This window comes from Amycolatopsis sp. NPDC026612 (genome assembly GCF_040638285.1).
Taxonomy (GTDB): domain Bacteria; phylum Actinomycetota; class Actinomycetes; order Mycobacteriales; family Pseudonocardiaceae; genus Amycolatopsis.
Window position 1 is genome coordinate 1 of record NZ_JBEZYB010000028.1, and the last position, 17,318, is coordinate 17,318.

The 17,318-nt window shown below is 72.3% G+C and carries 18 protein-coding genes; 12 read left to right on the plus strand and 6 right to left on the minus strand.

The window, feature by feature from the left end:
- Positions 1-97: 97 nt before the first annotated feature.
- Complete coding sequence (locus tag AB0F15_RS24320) at positions 98-1,030, minus strand: ferritin-like domain-containing protein (RefSeq protein ID WP_360274371.1); 933 nt, start codon at positions 1,028-1,030, stop codon at positions 98-100.
- 132 nt (positions 1,031-1,162) lie between these two features.
- Between AB0F15_RS24320 and rimP the strand changes: the two genes are divergently transcribed.
- From rimP to AB0F15_RS24355, 7 genes are all read left to right on the plus strand, one after another.
- Positions 1,163-1,705 (plus strand): ribosome maturation factor RimP, encoded by a 543-nt coding sequence (rimP, locus tag AB0F15_RS24325; RefSeq protein WP_360274373.1) that lies wholly within the window; start codon positions 1,163-1,165, stop codon positions 1,703-1,705.
- Positions 1,702-2,748 carry a transcription termination factor NusA gene (gene nusA, locus AB0F15_RS24330; RefSeq protein ID WP_360274376.1) on the plus strand — a complete coding sequence of 349 codons (1,047 nt, stop codon included), beginning with the start codon at positions 1,702-1,704 and terminating at the stop codon, positions 2,746-2,748. The genes rimP and nusA overlap by 4 nt, the downstream gene beginning before the upstream one ends.
- Before the next feature lie 77 nt (positions 2,749-2,825).
- Positions 2,826-3,143: a YlxR family protein gene (locus tag AB0F15_RS24335; RefSeq protein ID WP_360274379.1), complete on the plus strand. Its 318-nt coding sequence runs from the start codon at positions 2,826-2,828 to the stop codon at positions 3,141-3,143.
- Positions 3,144-3,221: 78 nt separating this feature from the next.
- Positions 3,222-6,245, plus strand: coding sequence for a translation initiation factor IF-2 (gene infB, locus AB0F15_RS24340; protein WP_360274382.1), 3,024 nt, complete (start codon positions 3,222-3,224; stop codon positions 6,243-6,245).
- An 87-nt stretch (positions 6,246-6,332) separates the two neighbouring features.
- The gene (locus AB0F15_RS24345; protein WP_360274586.1) at positions 6,333-6,626 is read left to right on the plus strand and encodes a DUF503 domain-containing protein; all 294 of its coding nucleotides are present in this window, start codon (positions 6,333-6,335) and stop codon (positions 6,624-6,626) included.
- Positions 6,627-6,635: 9 nt separating this feature from the next.
- A complete protein-coding gene (rbfA, locus tag AB0F15_RS24350; RefSeq protein ID WP_360274385.1) occupies positions 6,636-7,112 on the plus strand; it encodes a 30S ribosome-binding factor RbfA in 477 nt (158 codons plus the stop codon).
- Between the two features lie 3 nt (positions 7,113-7,115).
- Positions 7,116-7,940 (plus strand): alpha/beta hydrolase-fold protein, encoded by an 825-nt coding sequence (locus AB0F15_RS24355; RefSeq protein ID WP_360274387.1) that lies wholly within the window; start codon positions 7,116-7,118, stop codon positions 7,938-7,940.
- 15 nt (positions 7,941-7,955) lie between these two features.
- Here the strand turns inward: AB0F15_RS24355 and AB0F15_RS24360 are convergent, their stop codons facing one another.
- Genes AB0F15_RS24360 through AB0F15_RS24370 form a run of 3 tightly spaced genes read right to left on the minus strand, consistent with a single transcriptional unit; the run spans position 7,956 to position 10,232 of the window.
- Positions 7,956-9,050, minus strand: coding sequence for a hypothetical protein (locus tag AB0F15_RS24360; RefSeq protein WP_360274390.1), 1,095 nt, complete (start codon positions 9,048-9,050; stop codon positions 7,956-7,958).
- Between the two features lie 25 nt (positions 9,051-9,075).
- Positions 9,076-9,693 (minus strand): class I SAM-dependent methyltransferase, encoded by a 618-nt coding sequence (locus AB0F15_RS24365; protein WP_360274393.1) that lies wholly within the window; start codon positions 9,691-9,693, stop codon positions 9,076-9,078.
- Complete coding sequence (locus AB0F15_RS24370; RefSeq protein ID WP_360274396.1) at positions 9,690-10,232, minus strand: helix-turn-helix domain-containing protein; 543 nt, start codon at positions 10,230-10,232, stop codon at positions 9,690-9,692. The genes AB0F15_RS24365 and AB0F15_RS24370 overlap by 4 nt, the downstream gene beginning before the upstream one ends.
- A 165-nt stretch (positions 10,233-10,397) precedes the next feature.
- Between AB0F15_RS24370 and AB0F15_RS24375 the strand changes: the two genes are divergently transcribed.
- Together AB0F15_RS24375 and AB0F15_RS24380 are read left to right on the plus strand one after the other, a co-directional pair.
- Positions 10,398-10,625, plus strand: a complete 228-nt coding sequence (locus tag AB0F15_RS24375; RefSeq protein WP_003084005.1) for a hypothetical protein — start codon at positions 10,398-10,400, stop codon at positions 10,623-10,625.
- 20 nt (positions 10,626-10,645) lie between these two features.
- A complete protein-coding gene (locus AB0F15_RS24380; RefSeq protein ID WP_360274400.1) occupies positions 10,646-11,791 on the plus strand; it encodes an SPFH domain-containing protein in 1,146 nt (381 codons plus the stop codon).
- Between the two features lie 15 nt (positions 11,792-11,806).
- Here AB0F15_RS24380 and AB0F15_RS24385 read toward each other — a convergent pair whose 3' ends face one another.
- Entirely contained in the window at positions 11,807-12,847 is a 1,041-nt protein-coding gene (locus AB0F15_RS24385) for an SAM-dependent methyltransferase (protein ID WP_360274403.1), read from the minus strand.
- A 25-nt stretch (positions 12,848-12,872) separates the two neighbouring features.
- Between AB0F15_RS24385 and AB0F15_RS24390 the strand changes: the two genes are divergently transcribed.
- The 3 genes from AB0F15_RS24390 (at position 12,873) to AB0F15_RS24400 (ending at position 16,817) form a co-directional block, all read left to right on the plus strand.
- On the plus strand, positions 12,873-13,862 hold the full coding sequence (locus AB0F15_RS24390) for a bifunctional oligoribonuclease/PAP phosphatase NrnA (RefSeq protein WP_360274406.1): 990 nt from the start codon (positions 12,873-12,875) through the stop codon (positions 13,860-13,862).
- Positions 13,863-13,944: 82 nt separating this feature from the next.
- The gene (locus tag AB0F15_RS24395; RefSeq protein ID WP_360274589.1) at positions 13,945-15,264 is read left to right on the plus strand and encodes an MATE family efflux transporter; all 1,320 of its coding nucleotides are present in this window, start codon (positions 13,945-13,947) and stop codon (positions 15,262-15,264) included.
- Between the two features lie 227 nt (positions 15,265-15,491).
- A complete protein-coding gene (locus AB0F15_RS24400; RefSeq protein WP_360274409.1) occupies positions 15,492-16,817 on the plus strand; it encodes an MFS transporter in 1,326 nt (441 codons plus the stop codon).
- On the opposite strand, the gene AB0F15_RS24405 is transcribed toward AB0F15_RS24400, so the two are convergent.
- A complete protein-coding gene (locus AB0F15_RS24405; RefSeq protein WP_360274412.1) occupies positions 16,762-17,271 on the minus strand; it encodes a GNAT family N-acetyltransferase in 510 nt (169 codons plus the stop codon). The genes AB0F15_RS24400 and AB0F15_RS24405 overlap by 56 nt on opposite strands.
- Between the last annotated feature and the right edge of the window lie 47 nt (positions 17,272-17,318).

The following is a 17,318-nucleotide window of genomic DNA, read 5'->3' on the forward strand; positions in this document are numbered from 1 at the left end:
GTCGGCACGCTCATGGCCGCCGGGGTGCTCGACTCCTTCACGCTGGTCGTCGACGACGAGCCGCACGAGCCCGACCACGACCTACCCGACTTACCACTCACGACTGGCCGGGCAGGGCGATCGCCGTGGGCTTCTCGCCCGCCTCCGCCCGCCAGGGGGTGCCTCGGCGGGAGGCGGCGACGAGGGCGTGCAGCGCCGTCGTGCGCAGACCCGCGTCATCGGTGTGGTCGATCACCGCCAGCCACGCCGACGCGCAGTCGGCTTCGGCCGTCGCGACCACCTGCGACGCCGACTTCGCGTCCGTCACCGGGTTCTTCGGCACGTACGCCGCTTCCGGCGGGACCGGGCTCGCCGCGGCCGCCGAGAGCGTCGTCTGCAGGAAGTCGCGACGCAGGGCGTGCTCCGCGGCGCCGCTCTTCTCGGCGTCGCCGAATTCACCCGGCAGGAACGCGCCGACCAGCCCGTACACCCACACGGCGGCGTGCTCGGCGGCCAGCGCCACCTGCAGCGGGTCCACCGCCTCCGGGGGCACCGCGCCGGCCGGGGCGGCGCCCACCTTCGGGGCGTCCTCGCCGGGACCCAGCGCCGGGGCGATGCGCTGCAGCGCCGCACAGCCCGCCGCCACGGCCGCGACCAGCCCGGCGCGGTAGCGCGGCAGCCCGCCGACGAGGTCTTCGGCCTGCTTGCGCGCGGCCGCCAGCCGCTCCTTCAGGTCGCCCAGCGCCGCGGGTGCCGGCGGGGACGCCGACGGCGACGGCGTGGGCCGGTTCAGCCGGTCCACTTCGGATTTCAGAGCGGCCGCGTGCGCCGCCCGCGCGTCGGCGAGCTGGCCGGCGGCGTCGGCGTCCGCGCCCTTGGCCAGTGCCCGCGCGGCGGCGGCGTCCGCCTGGGCGGCGGCCAGCAGCGGCTGCAGCGGGTCGGGGCTTTCGTCGTAGCCGGGCCCGCAGGCGGCGAGGGGGACGGCCAATGCGGCCAGTGCCCCCGCGCGGAGGGCGGCACGGCGGGTCAGCTCGGTCGGTCTTCCGGTCACGCCGCCCCATCCTGCCAGGCCCCCGGGCGGCCCCGCCGCTCGCGCGGGGCGACCGGGCGACCGGATAAGCTGGTCCACCACCGACCCGAACGTGACAGCCCGAGTCACCGCGCCCACCAAGGAGAGCCCCACGTGCCAGGAGAACTCGCCAGCCGGCTTCAGCCGATAGTGGCCGAAGCCGTCACCGCCGCGGGTTTCGACCTCGATTCGTTCGAGGTGCAGCAGGCCGGCCGGCGGCAGCTGGTCAAGGTCGTCGTCGACTCCGACGACGGTGTCGGGCTGGACGAGATCGCCGAGATCAGCCGCACGGTCTCGGCGACGCTCGACGAGAACGAGCACGTGCTCGCGAGCGCGTACACGCTGGAGGTCACCTCGCCGGGCCTCGACCGCCCGCTCACCCAGTCCCGGCACTGGCGGCGCGCGCGGTACCGCCTGGTGAAGATCACGCCGGCCGAGGGCGAGCCCTTCGTCGGCCGGGTCGGTCACGCGGGCGAGGACGCCGCCCGTGTCCTGGCCGGCGGCAAGTTCCGCGACGTCCGCTACGCCGACGTGGCGAAGGCGGTCGTGGAGATCGAGTTCAAGCAGCCGCCCGCCGAGGACCTGAAACTGCTCGAAAGCGACGCGTCCGGCCTGACCGCTGCCGGTCAGGCCGAGACGGAGAAGGGGTCGAAGTGAACGTCGACATCGCCGCGCTGCGGACGATCGAACGGGACAAGGACATCCCCTTCGAAACGGTGATCGAGGCCATCGAAACGGCCTTGCTCACCGCGTACAAGCACACCGAGGGCCACCAGGCGCACGCCCGCATCGACATCGACCGCAAGACGGGACTGGTGCGCGTCCTCGCGCACACGCTGACTCACGACGGCCAGGTGGACGAGGAGTGGGACGACACACCGGAGGGCTTCGGCCGGATCGCCGCCACCACCGCCCGGCAGGTCATCCTGCAGCGGCTGCGTGACGCCGAACACGAGAAGACCTTCGGCGAGTTCTCCACCAAGGAGGGCGAGATCATCGCCGGCGTCATCCAGCGCGACGCCCGCGCCAACGCCCGCGGCATGGTCGTGGTCCAGGTGGGTGACACCGAAGGGGTGCTGCCGTCCGCCGAGCAGGTGGCCGGGGAGTCCTACGAGCACGGCAACCGGATCAAGGCGTACGTCGTCACGGTCTCGCGAGGCAACCGCGGCCCGCAGATCACGCTCTCGCGCTCGCACCCGAACCTGGTGCGCAAGCTGTTCGCGCTGGAGGTGCCGGAGATCGCCGACGGGACGGTCGAGATCGCCGCCGTCGCGCGCGAGCCGGGACACCGCACGAAGATCGCGGTCAAGTCCACCGTGGCGGGCGTCAACGCCAAGGGTGCCTGCATCGGCCCGGTCGGTGCACGCGTGCGCAACGTGATGAGCGAGCTGGCCGGTGAGAAGATCGACATCATCGACTACTCCGAGGACCCGGCCCGCTTCGTCGGGAATGCGCTGTCGCCCGCGAAGGTTGTTTCGGTACGAGTCGTGGACGAGCGGACGAAGACCGCCCGCGTCGTGGTGCCGGACTTCCAGCTGTCGCTGGCGATCGGCAAGGAGGGTCAGAACGCCCGCCTCGCCGCCCGTCTGACCGGCTGGCGGATCGACATCCGCAGCGACGCGGCACCCGTGGACGACGAGGGTGATCAAGACCACGCCCGTCCATCGCGGCCCGCCGCGACAACCGGTTCGGCTGAGTGAATGTCGAAGCGCTAGACTCAGGAGTGGTTCGAAGCCCGCGGCGGGTAGCCGAGCACCAGCCCCACCGGAATTCTCCGGTGCGGACTTGTGTCGGCTGCAAGCGGCGGGCGTTGATCGGTGAGCTGCTGCGCGTGGTCGCGGTGGCCGGGCGGGTGGTCGTCGACGAACGTCGGCGGCTGCCGGGCCGGGGAGCTTGGCTGCACCCCGACCCGGACTGCCTGGCCAAGGCCGAACGGCGGCGAGCCTTCCCGAGAGCCTTGCGGGCTCCCGGGGCGCTCGACGCTCGCGAGCTCCGCGAGCACGTCGGACGCACCACTCCGCACCACGAACCCGGGACATCCCCGGGGTCGCGAGGATTCAAGGAAGCAGGTCGACCCGTCATGAGTCAGCCGTGAAGCTGAAGCCATGAGCGTCAGACAATAAGGACGAGGTCAGCGGGTTCTCCGCCTGGCCTCCCCTAGATGAGGAGAGCTGTGCCAGGCAAGGCCCGAGTACACGAGCTCGCTAAGGAGCTCGGCATCACCAGCAAGGACGTTCTCGCGAAGTTGAAGGAACAGGGCGAGTTCGTCAAGTCCGCGTCGTCCACGGTCGAGGCGCCCGTCGCCCGCCGTCTTCGTGACGCGTATGCCCCCAAGGGTGCCAAGAAGCCCACCCCCGGCCCCTCGGCGCGCCCCGGCCCGCCGGCCGCCAAGCCCGGTGCGCCCGCCGCCCCGAAGCCCCCCGCGCCTGCCCAGCAGGCTCCGGCGGCCAAGGCGGCACCGGCCCCGGTCGCGTCGGCTCCGGCCGCACCCCAGCAGCAGGCGCCCGCGGCGTCGAAGCCGGCCGGCCAGGGGCAGCGCCCCGGCCCCCGGCCCGGCCCGCGTCAGCAGCCCGCCGCGCCCGCACCCCAGGAGCAGGTCCCGGCCGCGAAGGCCGAGGCTCCGTCCGCTCCGAACGCTCCGAAGCAGGACACCCCGGCCGCGCCCCCTTCGGGCGGCACCGGTTCGGTCGTCCCGCCGAAGCCGCAGGGCCCCAAGCCCGGCGGTCCCAAGCCCGGCCCGCGCACCCCGCGCGTCGGCAACAACCCGTTCGGCGTCGGTTCCGGCGCCCCGGCCCCGCGTCCGCAGGGCCCGCGCCCGGGCGGCGGTCAGGGCGGCGACAACCGGCCCCCGCGTCCCGGCGGTGGCGCCGGCGGTGACCGTCCGGCCCCGCGGCCGGGTGGTGGCGCCGGTGGCAACCGGCCGACTCCGGGCAACATGCCCCCGCGGCCGAACCCCGGCATGATGCCGGGCCGCACGCAGCGCCCGGCCCCCGGTCCCGGTGGCGGCGCCCGCGGTGGTCCCGGTGGCGGCGCCCGTGGTGGCCCCGGCGGCGGTGCCCGTGGCGGTCCCGGTGGCGGTGGCGGCGGCGGTTTCCGCGGCGGTCCCGGTGGCGGCGGCGGTGGCGGCGGCTTCCGTCCTGGTGGCGGCGGCGGTGCCGGTGGCGGCTTCCGTCCCGGTGGCGGCGGTCCCGGTGGCGGTGGCGGTGCCCCGGCCGGTGGCGGTGGCTTCCGCGGTGGCGGCGGCGGTCGTGGCGGCCCCGGTGGCCGTGGCGGTACCGCGGGTGCCTTCGGGCGTCCCGGTGGTCCCTCGCGCAAGGGCCGCAAGTCGAAGCGGCAGAAGCGCCAGGAGTACATGGACAACATGCAGGCGCCCAGCGTCGGCGGCGTCCGCCTGCCCAAGGGCCAGGGCGAGACGATCCGGCTGCCGCGTGGTGCCTCGCTGACCGACTTCGCCGAGAAGATCGACGCCAACCCGGCTTCGCTGGTGCAGGTGCTCTTCCACCTCGGCGAGATGGTCACCGCGACGCAGTCCGTGTCGGACGACATCCTCGAGCTGCTCGGCGGCGAAATGAACTACCACGTTCAGGTCGTCAGCCCCGAGGAGGAGGACCGCGAACTGCTCGGGACCTTCGACATCACCTACGGCGACGACGCGGGTGGCGAAGAGGACCTGCAGATCCGGCCGCCGGTCGTGACCATCATGGGTCACGTCGACCACGGTAAGACCCGCCTGCTCGACACGATCCGGAAGACGAAGGTCCGCGAGAGCGAGGCCGGCGGCATCACGCAGCACATCGGTGCGTACCAGATCGAGACCGAGCTCGAGGGCAACCCGCGCCTGATCACCTTCATCGACACCCCGGGTCACGAGGCGTTCACCGCCATGCGTGCCCGTGGTGCGAACTCGACCGACATCGCGGTGATCGTGGTGGCGGCCGACGACGGTGTGATGCCGCAGACGGTCGAGGCGATCAACCACGCGCAGGCCGCCAAGGCCCCGATCGTGGTCGCGATCAACAAGATCGACAAGGAAGGCGCGAACCCGGACAAGATCCGGCAGCAGCTGACCGAGTACAACCTCGTGGCCGAGGAGTACGGCGGCGACACGATGTTCGTCGAGATCTCCGCGCGGCAGAACATCAACATCGATGGCCTGCTCGAGGCGATCCTGCTGACCGCCGACGCCGCTCTGGACCTCCGGGCCAACCCGGACATGGAGGCCCAGGGTGTCGCGATCGAGGCGCACCTCGACCGCGGCCGCGGCCCGGTGGCCACCGTCCTGGTCCAGCGCGGCACGCTGCGCGTCGGTGACTCGGTCGTGGCGGGTGACGCCTACGGCCGCGTCCGCCGGATGGTCGACGAGCACAACGTCGACGTCACCGAGGCGCTGCCGTCGCGTCCCGTCCAGGTCATCGGGTTCACCTCGGTGCCGGGTGCGGGCGACACCTTCCTGGTGGTCGACGAGGACCGCGTCGCCCGGCAGATCGCCGAGCGCCGGTCGGCTCGTACGCGGAACGCGCTCAACGCGTCGCGCCGCAAGCGGGTCAGCCTCGAGGACCTCGACTCCGCCTTGAAGGAGACGAACAGCCTCAACCTGATCATCAAGGGTGACAACTCGGGTACGGTCGAGGCCCTCGAAGCCTCGCTGCTGCAGCTGGACGTCGGCGACGAGGTCGAGCTGAACGTGGTCCACCGCGGTGTCGGTGGCGTGACCGAGTCGGACATCGACCTGGCGACCGCGTCCGACGCGATCGTCCTCGGGTTCAACGTCCGCGCCCAGGGCAAGGCGACCGAGCGGGCCACCCGCGAGGGCGTCGACGTCCGGTACTACACGGTCATCTACCAGGCGATCGACGAGATCGAGCAGGCCCTCAAGGGCATGCTCAAGCCGGAGTACGAAGAGGTCGAGCTGGGCCGCGCGGAGGTTCGCGAGGTCTTCAAGTCCTCCAAGATCGGCACGATCGCGGGTTGCCTGGTCATGTCCGGCGAGATCCGGCGCAACGCGCGGGCCCGGCTGCTGCGCGACGGCACTGTCGTCGCGGAGAACCTGCCGGTCAGCTCGCTGCGGCGGTTCAAGGACGACGTGGTCGAGGTCCGCGAGGGCTACGAGTGCGGTCTGACGCTCGGTTCGTACGGCGACCTCAAGGTCGGCGACCTGATCGAGACGTACGAGCAGCGCGAGAAGCCCCGTGCGTGAGTAAGGCGTGAGTCCCCGGGTGTGCGGTTTCGGCCGCACACCCGGGGGTTTCGCTTCCCATTCCCTACGACACCACCTCACTTGCCTATGTTCGTCGGAGCCCTTGAGCTCGACATCCTGCTCGGCGACGTCCATTCGCTGAAGCAGAAGCGATCCGTGGTCCGTCCGGTGCTGGCCGAGGTGCGCAAGCGCTTCGCCGTATCGGTGGCCGAAGCCGGGCACACCGAACTGCACCGCCGGACCCTCATCGGGGTGGCCGTGGTCGCCGAAGCCGGCGAGCACGTCCGGGACGTGCTCGACTCGTGTGAGCGGTACGTGGCGAGCCGGCCGGAGTTCGAGCTGCTCACCGCACGCCGCCGGCTGCTCGGTCCAGAAGACTAGGAGAAAGACATGGCTGATCCTGCTCGGGCTCGCAAGCTCGCCAAGCGGATCTCACAGATCGTGGCGTCCGCCATCGAGCACGAGGTCAAGGACCCCCGGCTGGACTACGTGACCATCACGGACACGAAGGTCACCGGCGACCTGCACGACGCGACGGTCTACTACACGGTGCTCGGTGAGAAGCTGGACGTCCCCCCGGACTTCGCCGGCGCCGCCGCCGCGCTCGAATCGGCGCGCGGAGTGCTGCGCACGAAGGTCGGGCAGGGCACCGGGGTCCGCTACACGCCGACCCTGACCTTCATCGCCGACACGATTCCCGAGGAGTCGAAGCGGATCGAAGACCTGCTCGCGAAGGCCCGGGAGGCCGACGCGGAGGTCGCGCGGCGCGCGACCGGTGCCCAGCACGCCGGTGAGCCCGACCCGTACAAGGCGCCTCGCGAAGAGGCCGAAGAAGACGAATTGGCGGAGGAGGAAAGCCGGGGCTGACCCGTGCTCTCCCGCCGCGGGCTGCTCGCCGGCAGCGCACTCGCGCTGCTGGCGGGCTGTTCGCCGTCGCCGTCCGGGCCACCACCCGGTCCGTCCGCGGTCCCGCCGCCGACCCGTCCGGCGGCGCTGCGCGACCCCGTGACGGTGCAGCGCATGCGGTCGGCGGCCCGTGGCACCGACGTCGACCTGGTACTGATCACGCCCGAAGGCGTCCCGGCCGCCGGGCTGCCGGTGTGCCTGGCCCTGCACGGCCGCGGCGCCCGGGCCCGGACGTTCCTCTCGCTCGGCGTCCCCGCACTGCTGACGGCGGCGGTCCGCACCGGAACACCACCGTTCGCCATCGCGGCGGTCGACGGCGACCACTACTGGGTGGACGTCGGCGGCGGTGACGACCCGCAGCGCATGCTCACCGACGAAGTCCCCGGCTGGCTGGCCGGCCGCGACCTGCGCCTGGCATCGGCGGTGTTCGGCATTTCGATGGGCGGCTTCGGCGCGTTGCGGTTCGCCCGCGCCCACCCGGACCTGAAGGCGGTGGCCACGGCGAGCGCGGCCCTGTTCGTCAGCTGGCCGGACGCCCGCAGCCGCAAGGTGTTCGCGGACGAGGCGAACTGGCGGGCGGAGGAACCGTTGCTGCACACCGCCGATCTGCGCCCCACGGCCCTCGGCGCGTGGTGCGGCGAGTCGGACCCGTTCCTGGGGGCGGACCGCAAGCTGGTGAAGGCCGTGAACCCGGCGGTGTCCCGGTTCTCGCCGGGCAAGCACGACGACGAATACTGGCGTGGCGTCCTGCCGGAGGTCCTGAAGTTCGTCGGGCAACGCCTGGCGTGACCGGTTCTCCGGGAGTCAGGCCACCATCGCGAAGGCGGCGTAGTACTCGCCGTCCGGGGTCCGGGTGCCGCTGCGGTCGGGGCTGACCTCGGCGCCCACCCAGCCCTGGAACGCTCCCGCGTCGTCGATCACCTGCAGCAGCGGCCGCACGTGGCTGTTCCCCAGGTAGCACCCGTCGTAGGACAGGCATTCGCACCAGAATTCGTAGCTGTTGCGCCGGCCGCCCAGGTCGCCGGTCAGGTAGTAGAACCGCCGGTCGCCGCTGTCGGCGAGCTTCTTCACGCACGCGTCGTACTCGGCGGTGCCCGGGTTCGGGCAGCAGGACGCCGCGTCGCACCCCGCGTTCTTCTGCACGTACCCGAGGCACGAACCGTCCGTGCAGGCGTTCCAGCTGGGGCTCACCGTGAAGCTGCCCGCCGATCCGCGGGCCACGGTGGTGACCTTCAGCTTGTTCCAGCTGTGCGCCTCGTACACGTACTTCCGTTCGGTGGCGCGGATGGCACTCATCGACGCCTTGCTGGTCTGCGCGAGCGAGGCGTTGCTGCCGTACGCGTAGCCACCGGTGATCGAGTAGGTGTCGTTCACCAGCTGCATCCGGCCCAGGCCCGGGTGCAGCTCGGAGACCGCCCAGGTCTCGCCGAGGTTCACCGCGGTCGTCGAGCCGTTGATCGTGCTGCTCGTCCAGGTGATCTTCACCTGACCGGACGTCGAGTCGTAGGCGTAGGTGCCGGTGAAGTGGCCGTTCGGGTCGCCGGTGAACCCGGGCGCGGTCTTGATCGCGCAGTTGTTCCGCGGGTTGGTGCCGGGCTGGAACTCGCCGCAGTAGTAGACGTCCCCGCTGTTCACCGGAACGGGGTAGTCGCGCTGGCTCCACGTCCAGAAGTTGTGCTGCACGGCGTTGCTCGACGGATCGAACACGAGGTAGCCCAGCCGCAGGTAGTTGCTGCCGACGGCGTCGGTGAACCCGGCGACGCTGACCACCCAGTTCTGCTTGCCCAGCGGGGGTGGCGCGGCGTGCGCGGCGGACGCGCCGAGCAGCAGCGTCGAGGCGAGCGCCGAAAGAATGACAGTCACGAACAGGCCGAACCGGCGGAAAACCCCCATCTGCATGGGGGGAGCGTAACTCATGAACCGGCTATTTCGCAGCGAACAGGATCGCCTGCGGCACCTTGGCTCCGGGGTTCAGCAGCCATTCCGCGTCCACGGTGAAGCCGGCCTCCCGCACCCGCCGGGCCAGCCACCACGGCTGCCGGAGGTGGATGTTGACCCGCATCGGGTGCCCGCCGTAGCCCTGGGTCTTCAGCCGGGTGCCCGCGCCGACGTGGTAGCCGATCACCAGCAGGCCGCCCGGCCGCAGCACGCGGTGGAAGTGACCCAGCGCCACCGGTACCGAGTCGTCCGGGACGTGGATCAGCGACCAGGACGCGAGCACACCCGCGACCGACGCGTCGGGCAGCGCGAGGTCCGTCATCGACCCCACCTCGAACCGCAGCTCCGGGTGCGACCGGCGCGCGAGGTCGACCATCCCGGGGGAGAGGTCGATGCCGGACGCGTCGACGCCCAGCGAAGCCAGGTAGGCCGTGAAGTGCCCCGGGCCGCAGCCGGCGTCCAGTGCCGGTCCGTCGACCTGCGACGCGAACAGCGTCAGCGCCGCCTTCAGGTACGGCTCCTTCTCGAGCGCGTCCGAAACGAAGCCGGCGTAGCTCGGCGCCACCGTGTCGTAGGAGGTGGCGGTGTCCTCGAGCCAGCTCACCGCACGCGCAGCCCGTCGAGGACCAGGCCCAGCGCGCGCCGCCAGTCGCGGGTCGCGGTCGCCGCGGCGAACACGATCGCCAGGTCCTCGCCGCGGAAGTCCGGCCGCAGTACCCCGGCCTCCTGGGCCCGCTCGATGATCCGGAGCATCCGGGAACCGTTGGCGTGCTTGGCTTTTTCCAGTCCGGACGCCGGATCGAACGCCCGCGAGCAGACTTCGGTGAAGCCGCGGTCGGAGACCTGCATCAGCACCGACCGCTCGAGGAACAGGACGAAACCGTCCCACGGGTCCTCGCACGCGAGGGCCTCTTCCGTCACGGCCTGAGCTTCCTCCAGCGTCGGCAGGAACGCGGCTTCGACGAGCTCCACCCGCGTCGGGAACCGGTTGTAGAGGGTGCCGATGGCGACCTCGGCGCGCCGCGCGATCTCGTCGAGCGGGGCGTCGACGCCCTTGGCGCCGAACACTTCCCGCGCGGCCGCGACCAGTGCCTCCCGGTTGCGCCGGGCGTCCGCGCGCAGGGGACGTTGCTCGACGGTCACGCTCCGCAGTATAGCCAAGGTCAGCCATCCGTACGCTCGAGCGGCCCGCGCGGTTGCCTCCCTGATCGGAACCTCACAGCGCCTGCCCCGTGCGCCCGGGGGGAGCACAATGGGGCAAGCGGGGGTGAACCCGCATCGAGGCGGCCACCGAGGGAGGTCGGCACCATGCATTCCGATCTCTCCCCGTCCGGCCGCACCGGAGTCCTCCTGGTCGGCACCCGCGGACAGCGGGGCCCCGGGGAGGTGCTGATCAGGATCAGGGGTGGCCTGGAAACCTTCCTTGCCTGGTCCGACACGGAGCTGCCGAAGGGCACGACCGTCCTGGTCGTGGAAACCCGGGGACGGCGCACGGTCGACGTCGTGGCGTGGGACGCCTCGGATCCTGCTTCCTAGTGCTTGTAGAAGGACAGTCGATGTTCGGTTATCGCGTGCCGGCGCCCAACGAGGCGATGCTGATCTCCGGGGGCAACAGCAAGGGCGCGTCGCCGTTCCGGGTCGTCACGGGCCACGGCGCGTTCGTCATGCCCGTCTTCCGGAAAGTCCGGTTCCTCACGCTCGCCATGTGCGAGGCCGAAGTGACCGAAGTGTGCGTGACGAAGCAGGCGATCGCCCTCACGGTGCGAGCGGTGATCGCGTTCAAGGTCGGCAACGACACCGAAAGCATCGTCAACGCCGGTCAGCGGTTCCTCTCCGACCAGGACCAGATGTCCGTGCTGACCGGCCGGATCTTCGCCGGGCACCTGCGGTCCATCATCGGGTCGATGACCGTCGAGGAGATCATCACCGAGCGGCAGAAGCTCGCGACCGAGGTGCTGGACGGCTCGGCCGTCGAGATGGCGAAGATCGGGCTCACCGTCGACGCCCTGCAGATCCAGTCGATCGACGACATGAAGCTCGGCTACATCGCCGCGATGGCCGCCCCGCACAACGCCGCCATCCAGCGGGACGCCCAGATCGCGCAGGCCGTGGCGAACAAGACCGCGGCGGAGGCGGAACAGGAGTCGCAGCGGACGCAGGCCGAGTACGCCCGGCAGACGTCGATCGTGCAGGCGCAGTACCGCGCCGAGGTCGAGGCGGCGCAGGCCGAGGCCGCCCAGGCCGGCCCGCTCGCGCAGGCGAAGGCGCAGCAGGAGGTCATCGACGCGCGCACCGTGCTGGCCCAGCGCGAGGCCGAGCTGCGGCAGCAGCAGCTGGTGGCCGAGGTCATCAAGCCCGCCGACGCGGAGGCCGAGCGGATCCGCATCCTGGCGATCGCCGAGGCGGAGAAGATGCGCGTGCAGGCGGAGGCGGCCGCGTCGCACAACCGGGTCGCGCTCGACCGGATGCTCATCGACCAGCTGCCGCAGATCGTCAGGGAGGCCGGGCGGGGGCTGTCGGGGGCGAACGTCAACATCCTCAACGGCGCCGACGGCCTCGGGGAGATGGCCGCCGGGCTCGTCGGCCAGGGACTGTCCATCTTGGACTCGGTGAAGCGCGGCCTGAGCACCCCGCCGTCGCCCGCGCCCGTGCCGGAAGCGAACGGGCAGCTGCCCAAGCCGGGTGAGCTCACCGCGTCCTGAAAGCGCTTTGTCGACTCAGGAAGCGGGTTTGGCCGCGACGACCAGGTCACGCAGGATGGCCTGGTCCACCCGGTGGGCGAACTCCTCCCACGGGCCGCCCTCGCGGACGTCGAGCCCGGCCTTGCGGAGCACCTCGACGAGTTCTTCCCGCGGCAGCACGGTCGTGTTCCACGAGATGCCCAGCGCCCCGCCGGGCCGCAGCACCCGCGTCCACACCGGGACGGCCGCCGCGAGCAGGTCACGCGGGCTCCGCTGCAGACCCGCCTCGCGGTGGCTGCCGTGCTGGACGCCGTACGGCGCGTCGGTCACGATCACGTCGAAGGAGTTCGCCCGCAGCACCTCGTCGGTGGTCAGGGTGTCGGCGTTGAAGTAGGTGAGCTTGCGCGTCTCGCCCGCTTTGTACGCTTCCTTCGTCAGCGCGTACTCGACGTCGAGCCGCCGCCCGAGCCGGACCTTGTTGCGCCGCAGCTGGCCGGACTCGGCGGTGTGCTTCACGCGCTTGTTCCGCAGCCACGTCTTGATGAACGCTTCGTACGCCTCGAAGTCCTTGGCGTCGACGTCCAGGCCGGTCGCGTGCAGGCCGTACATCATCGCCTGGTTGAGCGTGGTGCCGCGGCCGCACAGCGGGTCGAGCAGGTACTTGGGCTTGTCCGACAGCAGCCCCGCCGGGTCCGCCGTCGCCAGCACCGTGACGTTCACCAGCAGCTTGGTGAACAGCTCGTTCGTCTTGCCCGCGTACTTCTGGATGGTCAGCAGGTCCGAGTCGGCCTTCGCCAGCGGCGTCACGGGCACCGGGCGCAGGACGCCGTCACCGAGCTCGAACAGCGCGTACAGCGACGAGAGGTTCGACAGGAACGCGAGGTCACGCTCGCCGAGGGGCGCCGAACTCGTGAAGCGCACGTAGCCGACGCCGCCGAGCTCGACCTCGTCGATCGCGGACAGCTCGGCCGCCAGGCCCGCGCCGAACACCGCCAGCTCGGCGCGCAGCAGCGCCAGGGAGGAGGCGGCGTAGACCCGGTTGGCCGACGGGTAGACCAGCATCGCGTACTCAGGCATCCCGCAGAGCGTAGCGTGACGCACCGTGACCCCTACTTCGGCGCAGGACATCCGGGACGCGGCCGCGCTGCTCGCGTCGGCCACGGACGTGACGATCCTCGGCCACGTCCGGCCCGACGCGGATGCGCTGGGCAGCGCACTGGCCCTCGGCCGGGCCCTGCGGCAGCGTGGTGCCCGCGTGCGCGTCTCGTTCGGCGAGCCCGACGAGGCCCCGGAGACGCTGCGGTGGCTCGACGAGGACGGCCTGCTCACCCACCCGGACGCCCTGCCGGACGCCGACGCGCTGCTCGTCTGCGTCGACACGCCGACGCCGAAGCGGCTCGGCCGGCTCGCCGGGCGCGTCGGACTCGCCGGCGCGGTGCTCGTCATCGACCACCACGCGACCAACACCTTCTACGGCACCTGCCACGTCGTCGACGAGAGCGCCGAGGCCAGCGCGGTCCTCGTGTTCCGGGTGCTGGAGGAGCTGGGCGCCGAGCTGGACGAGCCGATCGCGCGCGGGCTCTACGCGGGGATCGTCACCGACACCAGCGGGTTCCGCCGGGCGAGCCCGGAGACGCACCGGATGGCGGCCCGGCTGCTGGAAGCGGGAGCCGACCCCGAGGCGATCGTGCGGCGGATCGTCGACGAGCGCCCGTTCTCCTGGCTGCCGATGCTGGCGTCCGTGCTGAGCCAGGCGGTGCTGGAGCCGGAAGCCGCGCAGGGCCACGGGTTCGTGCACGCGGTGGTCCGGGCCGATGCGGCGCGCACGGTCCGCGGCGAAGAGGTCGAGTCGGTCATCGACGTCGTCCGCTCGGTGCGCGAGGCGGCCGTCGCGGCCGTGCTCAAGGAAGACCTGGCCCACCCCGGGCAGTGGCAGATCTCGTTGCGCTCCATCGGGATCGACGTCTCGGCAGTGGCGGCGGAGTTCGGCGGCGGCGGGCACCGGCAGGCCGCGGGCTGCACGATCGCGGGCTCCGCCGAGGAGGTCGTGGCGGGGTTGCGCGACGCCTTGGAGCGGGCCCCGCTGCTGTAGCGCGTCGGCCGGCGGGGGATGGGAAGTCCCGGGTTCCCGCCGGTCAGAACTGTCGGTGGCGGCGGTTAGAGTCCGGTGCGTGGTGAACGTGGACGAGACCGAGCGGGTACCGGCGAAGCGCGTGCTGGGCCTGGCCGTGCCCGCGCTGGGGGTGCTGGCCGCCGAGCCGCTGTACGTGCTGGTCGACACCGCCGTGGTCGGTCACCTCGACGCGCTGTCGCTGGCCGGGCTCGCGCTCGGCGGCGTCGTGCTGGCCCAGGTGTCGAGCCAGCTGACGTTCCTGTCGTACGGCACGACGTCCCGCACCGCGCGGCTGCACGGTGCCGGCCGCCGGGCCGACGCGGTCCGCGAAGGCGTGCAGGCGACGTGGCTGGCGGTCTTCGTCGGGCTCGTCGTGCTGGCCGCGGGGCAGCTGCTGGCCTGGCCGATCGCGCGGGTCCTCTCGGGCAGCGACGAGGTCGCGGCCGCGGCGGTGTCGTGGGTGCGGATCGCGTTGTTCGGGGCGCCGCTGATCCTGGTCACCATGGCGGGCAACGGCTGGATGCGCGGGGTGCAGGACGCCGCGAAGCCGTTGCGGTACGTGCTGGCGGGCAACGGGATCTCGGCCGTCCTGTGCCCGGTGCTCGTCTACGGGGCGGGGCTCGGCCTGGAGGGTTCGGCGATCGCGAACGTCGTCGCGCAGGTGATCTCGGCGTCGCTGTTCTTCCTGGCGCTGGCTCGCGAGAAGGTCGGCCTCCGGCCGGACTTCAAGGTGATGCGCGCCCAGCTCGGCCTCGGCCGCGACCTGGTGCTGCGCAGCCTGGCGTTCCAGGCGTGCTTCGTCTCGGCGGCGGCCGTCGCGGCCCGGACGTCGACCGAGGCGGTCGGCGCCCACCAGGTGGTGCTGCAGCTGTGGACGTTCCTCGCGCTGGTGCTGGACTCGGTCGCGATCGCGGCGCAGTCGCTGGTCGGGGCGGCCCTCGGCGCGGGCGCGGTCCGGCAGGCGCGCGGGGTCGCGTCACAGATCACCGGGTACGGCCTGCTGATGGGCTGCTTCCTGGGCGTGCTGTTCGCGGCGCTGTCGTGGGTGCTGCCGCACGCGTTCACGTCCGACCCGGGCGTGCTCGCCGAGATCCCGCACGCGTGGTGGTTCTTCGTGGCCCTGCAGCCGATCGCCGGCGTGGTCTTCGCCCTGGACGGCGTGCTCCTGGGCGCGGGCGACGCCGCCTTCCTCCGCAACGCGACCCTCGGCAGCGCGGCCCTCGGCTTCCTGCCGCTGATCTGGGCGTCCCTCGGCTTCGGCTGGGGCCTGACGGGCATCTGGACCGGCCTCTCCCTCTTCATGGTCCTCCGCCTGGCGGCGGTCCTGGCCCGTTGGCGCTCCGGAAACTGGGCGGTAACCGGCGCCACCCGCCCCACCTGAACCCGTAACCCGCGTGATCAGACCCGTAACCCGCGTGATTGAAGCCGTAACTCGCGAGTTCCGTCCCCCATCACGCGAGTTACGTCTCCAATCACGCCAGATCCGCCTCTGAGCACGGGTGATCGGGGTTACCTGTGGGGAAAACCACCCGGGTCACGGCTATGGTTCGTGGTTGCTTAGGCGATACAACCAACAGGGACCCCGACGCCCGAACCCTGGAGGAACTTGTGCCGCCCGCCACCGGCCGTGCCACCGCCCGGTCCTGGCTGATCTGGCTCGCCGCCGTCACCGTCTACCTCCTCGCCGTCTTCCACCGGACGTCCTTCGGCGTCGCCGGGCTGCAGGCCGCCGAGCGCTTCGGCGTCGGCGCGGCCGCGCTCGGCACCTTCACCGTGCTGCAGGTCGGCGTCTACGCCGCGATGCAGATCCCGACCGGCGTCCTGGTCGACCGCTACGGCCCCCGCCGCGTGCTCACCGTCGCCGTGCTGGTGCTCGGCGCCGGCCAGCTCCTGCTCGGCGTCGCCCATTCCTACGGCCTCGGCCTGCTCGCCCGCGGCGTGCTCGGCCTCGGCGACGCGCTCACGTTCGTCAGCGTTCTGCGCCTGGTCGCGGCCCACTTCCCGGGCCGCCAGTACGCCCTGCTGACGTCGTTCACCGCGGCCGTCGGCTACATCGGCAACCTCGCCGCCACCGTCCCGCTGTCGCTGCTGCTCGACAGCGCCGGCTGGACCCCCACCTTCCTGGCCGTCGGCGCCGTCACGGTCCTCTACACCGTCGTCGTGACGCTGCGGGTCCGCGACCTCCCGGCCGGCGAGCAGCCGCCCGTCCGCGACGAGGTCCGCCCGCGGGAACTCGCCCGCCGGGTCGCCGAGGCCTGGCGGACGCCCGGGACGCGCCTGGGCTTCTGGGTCCACTTCAGCACGATGTTCGCCCCGAACGCCCTGACGCTGCTGTGGGGCGTCCCCTGGCTGGTCCAGGGCCAGGGGCAGTCGAAGGCCACGGCGAGCGCGCTGCTCACCGTGTTCGTCTTCGGGTCGATGGCGGGTGGCCCGCTGCTCGGCGGCCTGATCGGCAGGCACCCGTCCCTGCGGATGCCGCTGGTGGGCGGCTACATCGGCGGCGCCGCGCTGGTCTGGGCGGTGCTGCTGGGCTGGCCGGGCCAGGTGCCGGTGCCGGTACTGGTGCCCGCGTTCGCCTTCGTCGCCCTCGGCGGCCCGGCGTCGATGATCGGCTTCGCCCTCGCCCGCGACTACAACCCGCTCAGCCGGGTCGGCACGGCGACCGGCGTGGTCAACGTCGGCGGCTTCGTGGCGACGACGATCGCCGCGCTCGCCGTCGGCGTGCTGCTGCAGGCCACCGGCGGGAACTTCCGGGTGGCGCTGCTGGCGCTCGTCGCGGTGCTGGCCCTCGGCACGTTCCGGATGCTCGTGTGGTGGCGCCGGACCCGCGCCCACCTGTTCCTCGCCGAGGCCCGCGGCGAGGAGCTGCCGGTGCGGATCACCCGCCGCCGCTGGGACGCCGCGCTGCCCGAGACGCCGATCGTGGCGGCGTGACGAGCGCCTGCAGGAGCTGCGGCGCCACCGAGAACCCGCGCCGCTCGTAGGCGGGCACGGCCCGCGGCGACGAGTGCACGGTGACCCGTTCCAGCCCCAGCTCCCCGGCCAGCCGCAGGACGCCGTCGATCAGCTGCCCGCCGAGGCCGCCGTCGCGGGCTTCCGGCACGACGTACACGCTCTGCACGTCCCCGGCGGCCCGCGACGGCGCCATCGGCGTCGGCACGCGCGGGGTGATCGCCAGGAACGCCATCCCGAGCACCCGGGCGTCGCGCACCAGCACGAGGCAGCGGTGGGTGGCCGCGTTCTCCCGCGCCCAGTCGGCGAACTCCCGCACGAACTCCGCTCGGCCGTCGCCGGGCAGGCCGTCCCGCTCGGCCACCCACCGCCACCGGAGCCCGGCGACCGCTTCGAGCTCCGCGGGCCGGACGGCCCGGACTTCGGTCTCCGTCACACCCCCATCCTGGCCCGGCCCGGGCGGTCCGGCCGTCGTCCGTGCCG

Excerpts from the sequence above, each read along its gene's own strand:
- AB0F15_RS24345 (WP_360274586.1), top strand. The coding sequence starts at position 6,333 with ATGTTCGTCGGAGCCCTTGAGCTCGACATCCTGCTCGGCGACGTCCAT.
- rbfA (WP_360274385.1), top strand. The coding sequence starts at position 6,636 with ATGGCTGATCCTGCTCGGGCTCGCAAGCTCGCCAAGCGGATCTCACAG.
- AB0F15_RS24360 (WP_360274390.1), bottom strand. The coding sequence starts at position 9,050 with ATGCAGATGGGGGTTTTCCGCCGGTTCGGCCTGTTCGTGACTGTCATT.
- AB0F15_RS24375 (WP_003084005.1), top strand. The coding sequence starts at position 10,398 with ATGCATTCCGATCTCTCCCCGTCCGGCCGCACCGGAGTCCTCCTGGTC.
- AB0F15_RS24380 (WP_360274400.1), top strand. The coding sequence starts at position 10,646 with ATGTTCGGTTATCGCGTGCCGGCGCCCAACGAGGCGATGCTGATCTCC.
- AB0F15_RS24385 (WP_360274403.1), bottom strand. The coding sequence starts at position 12,847 with ATGCCTGAGTACGCGATGCTGGTCTACCCGTCGGCCAACCGGGTCTAC.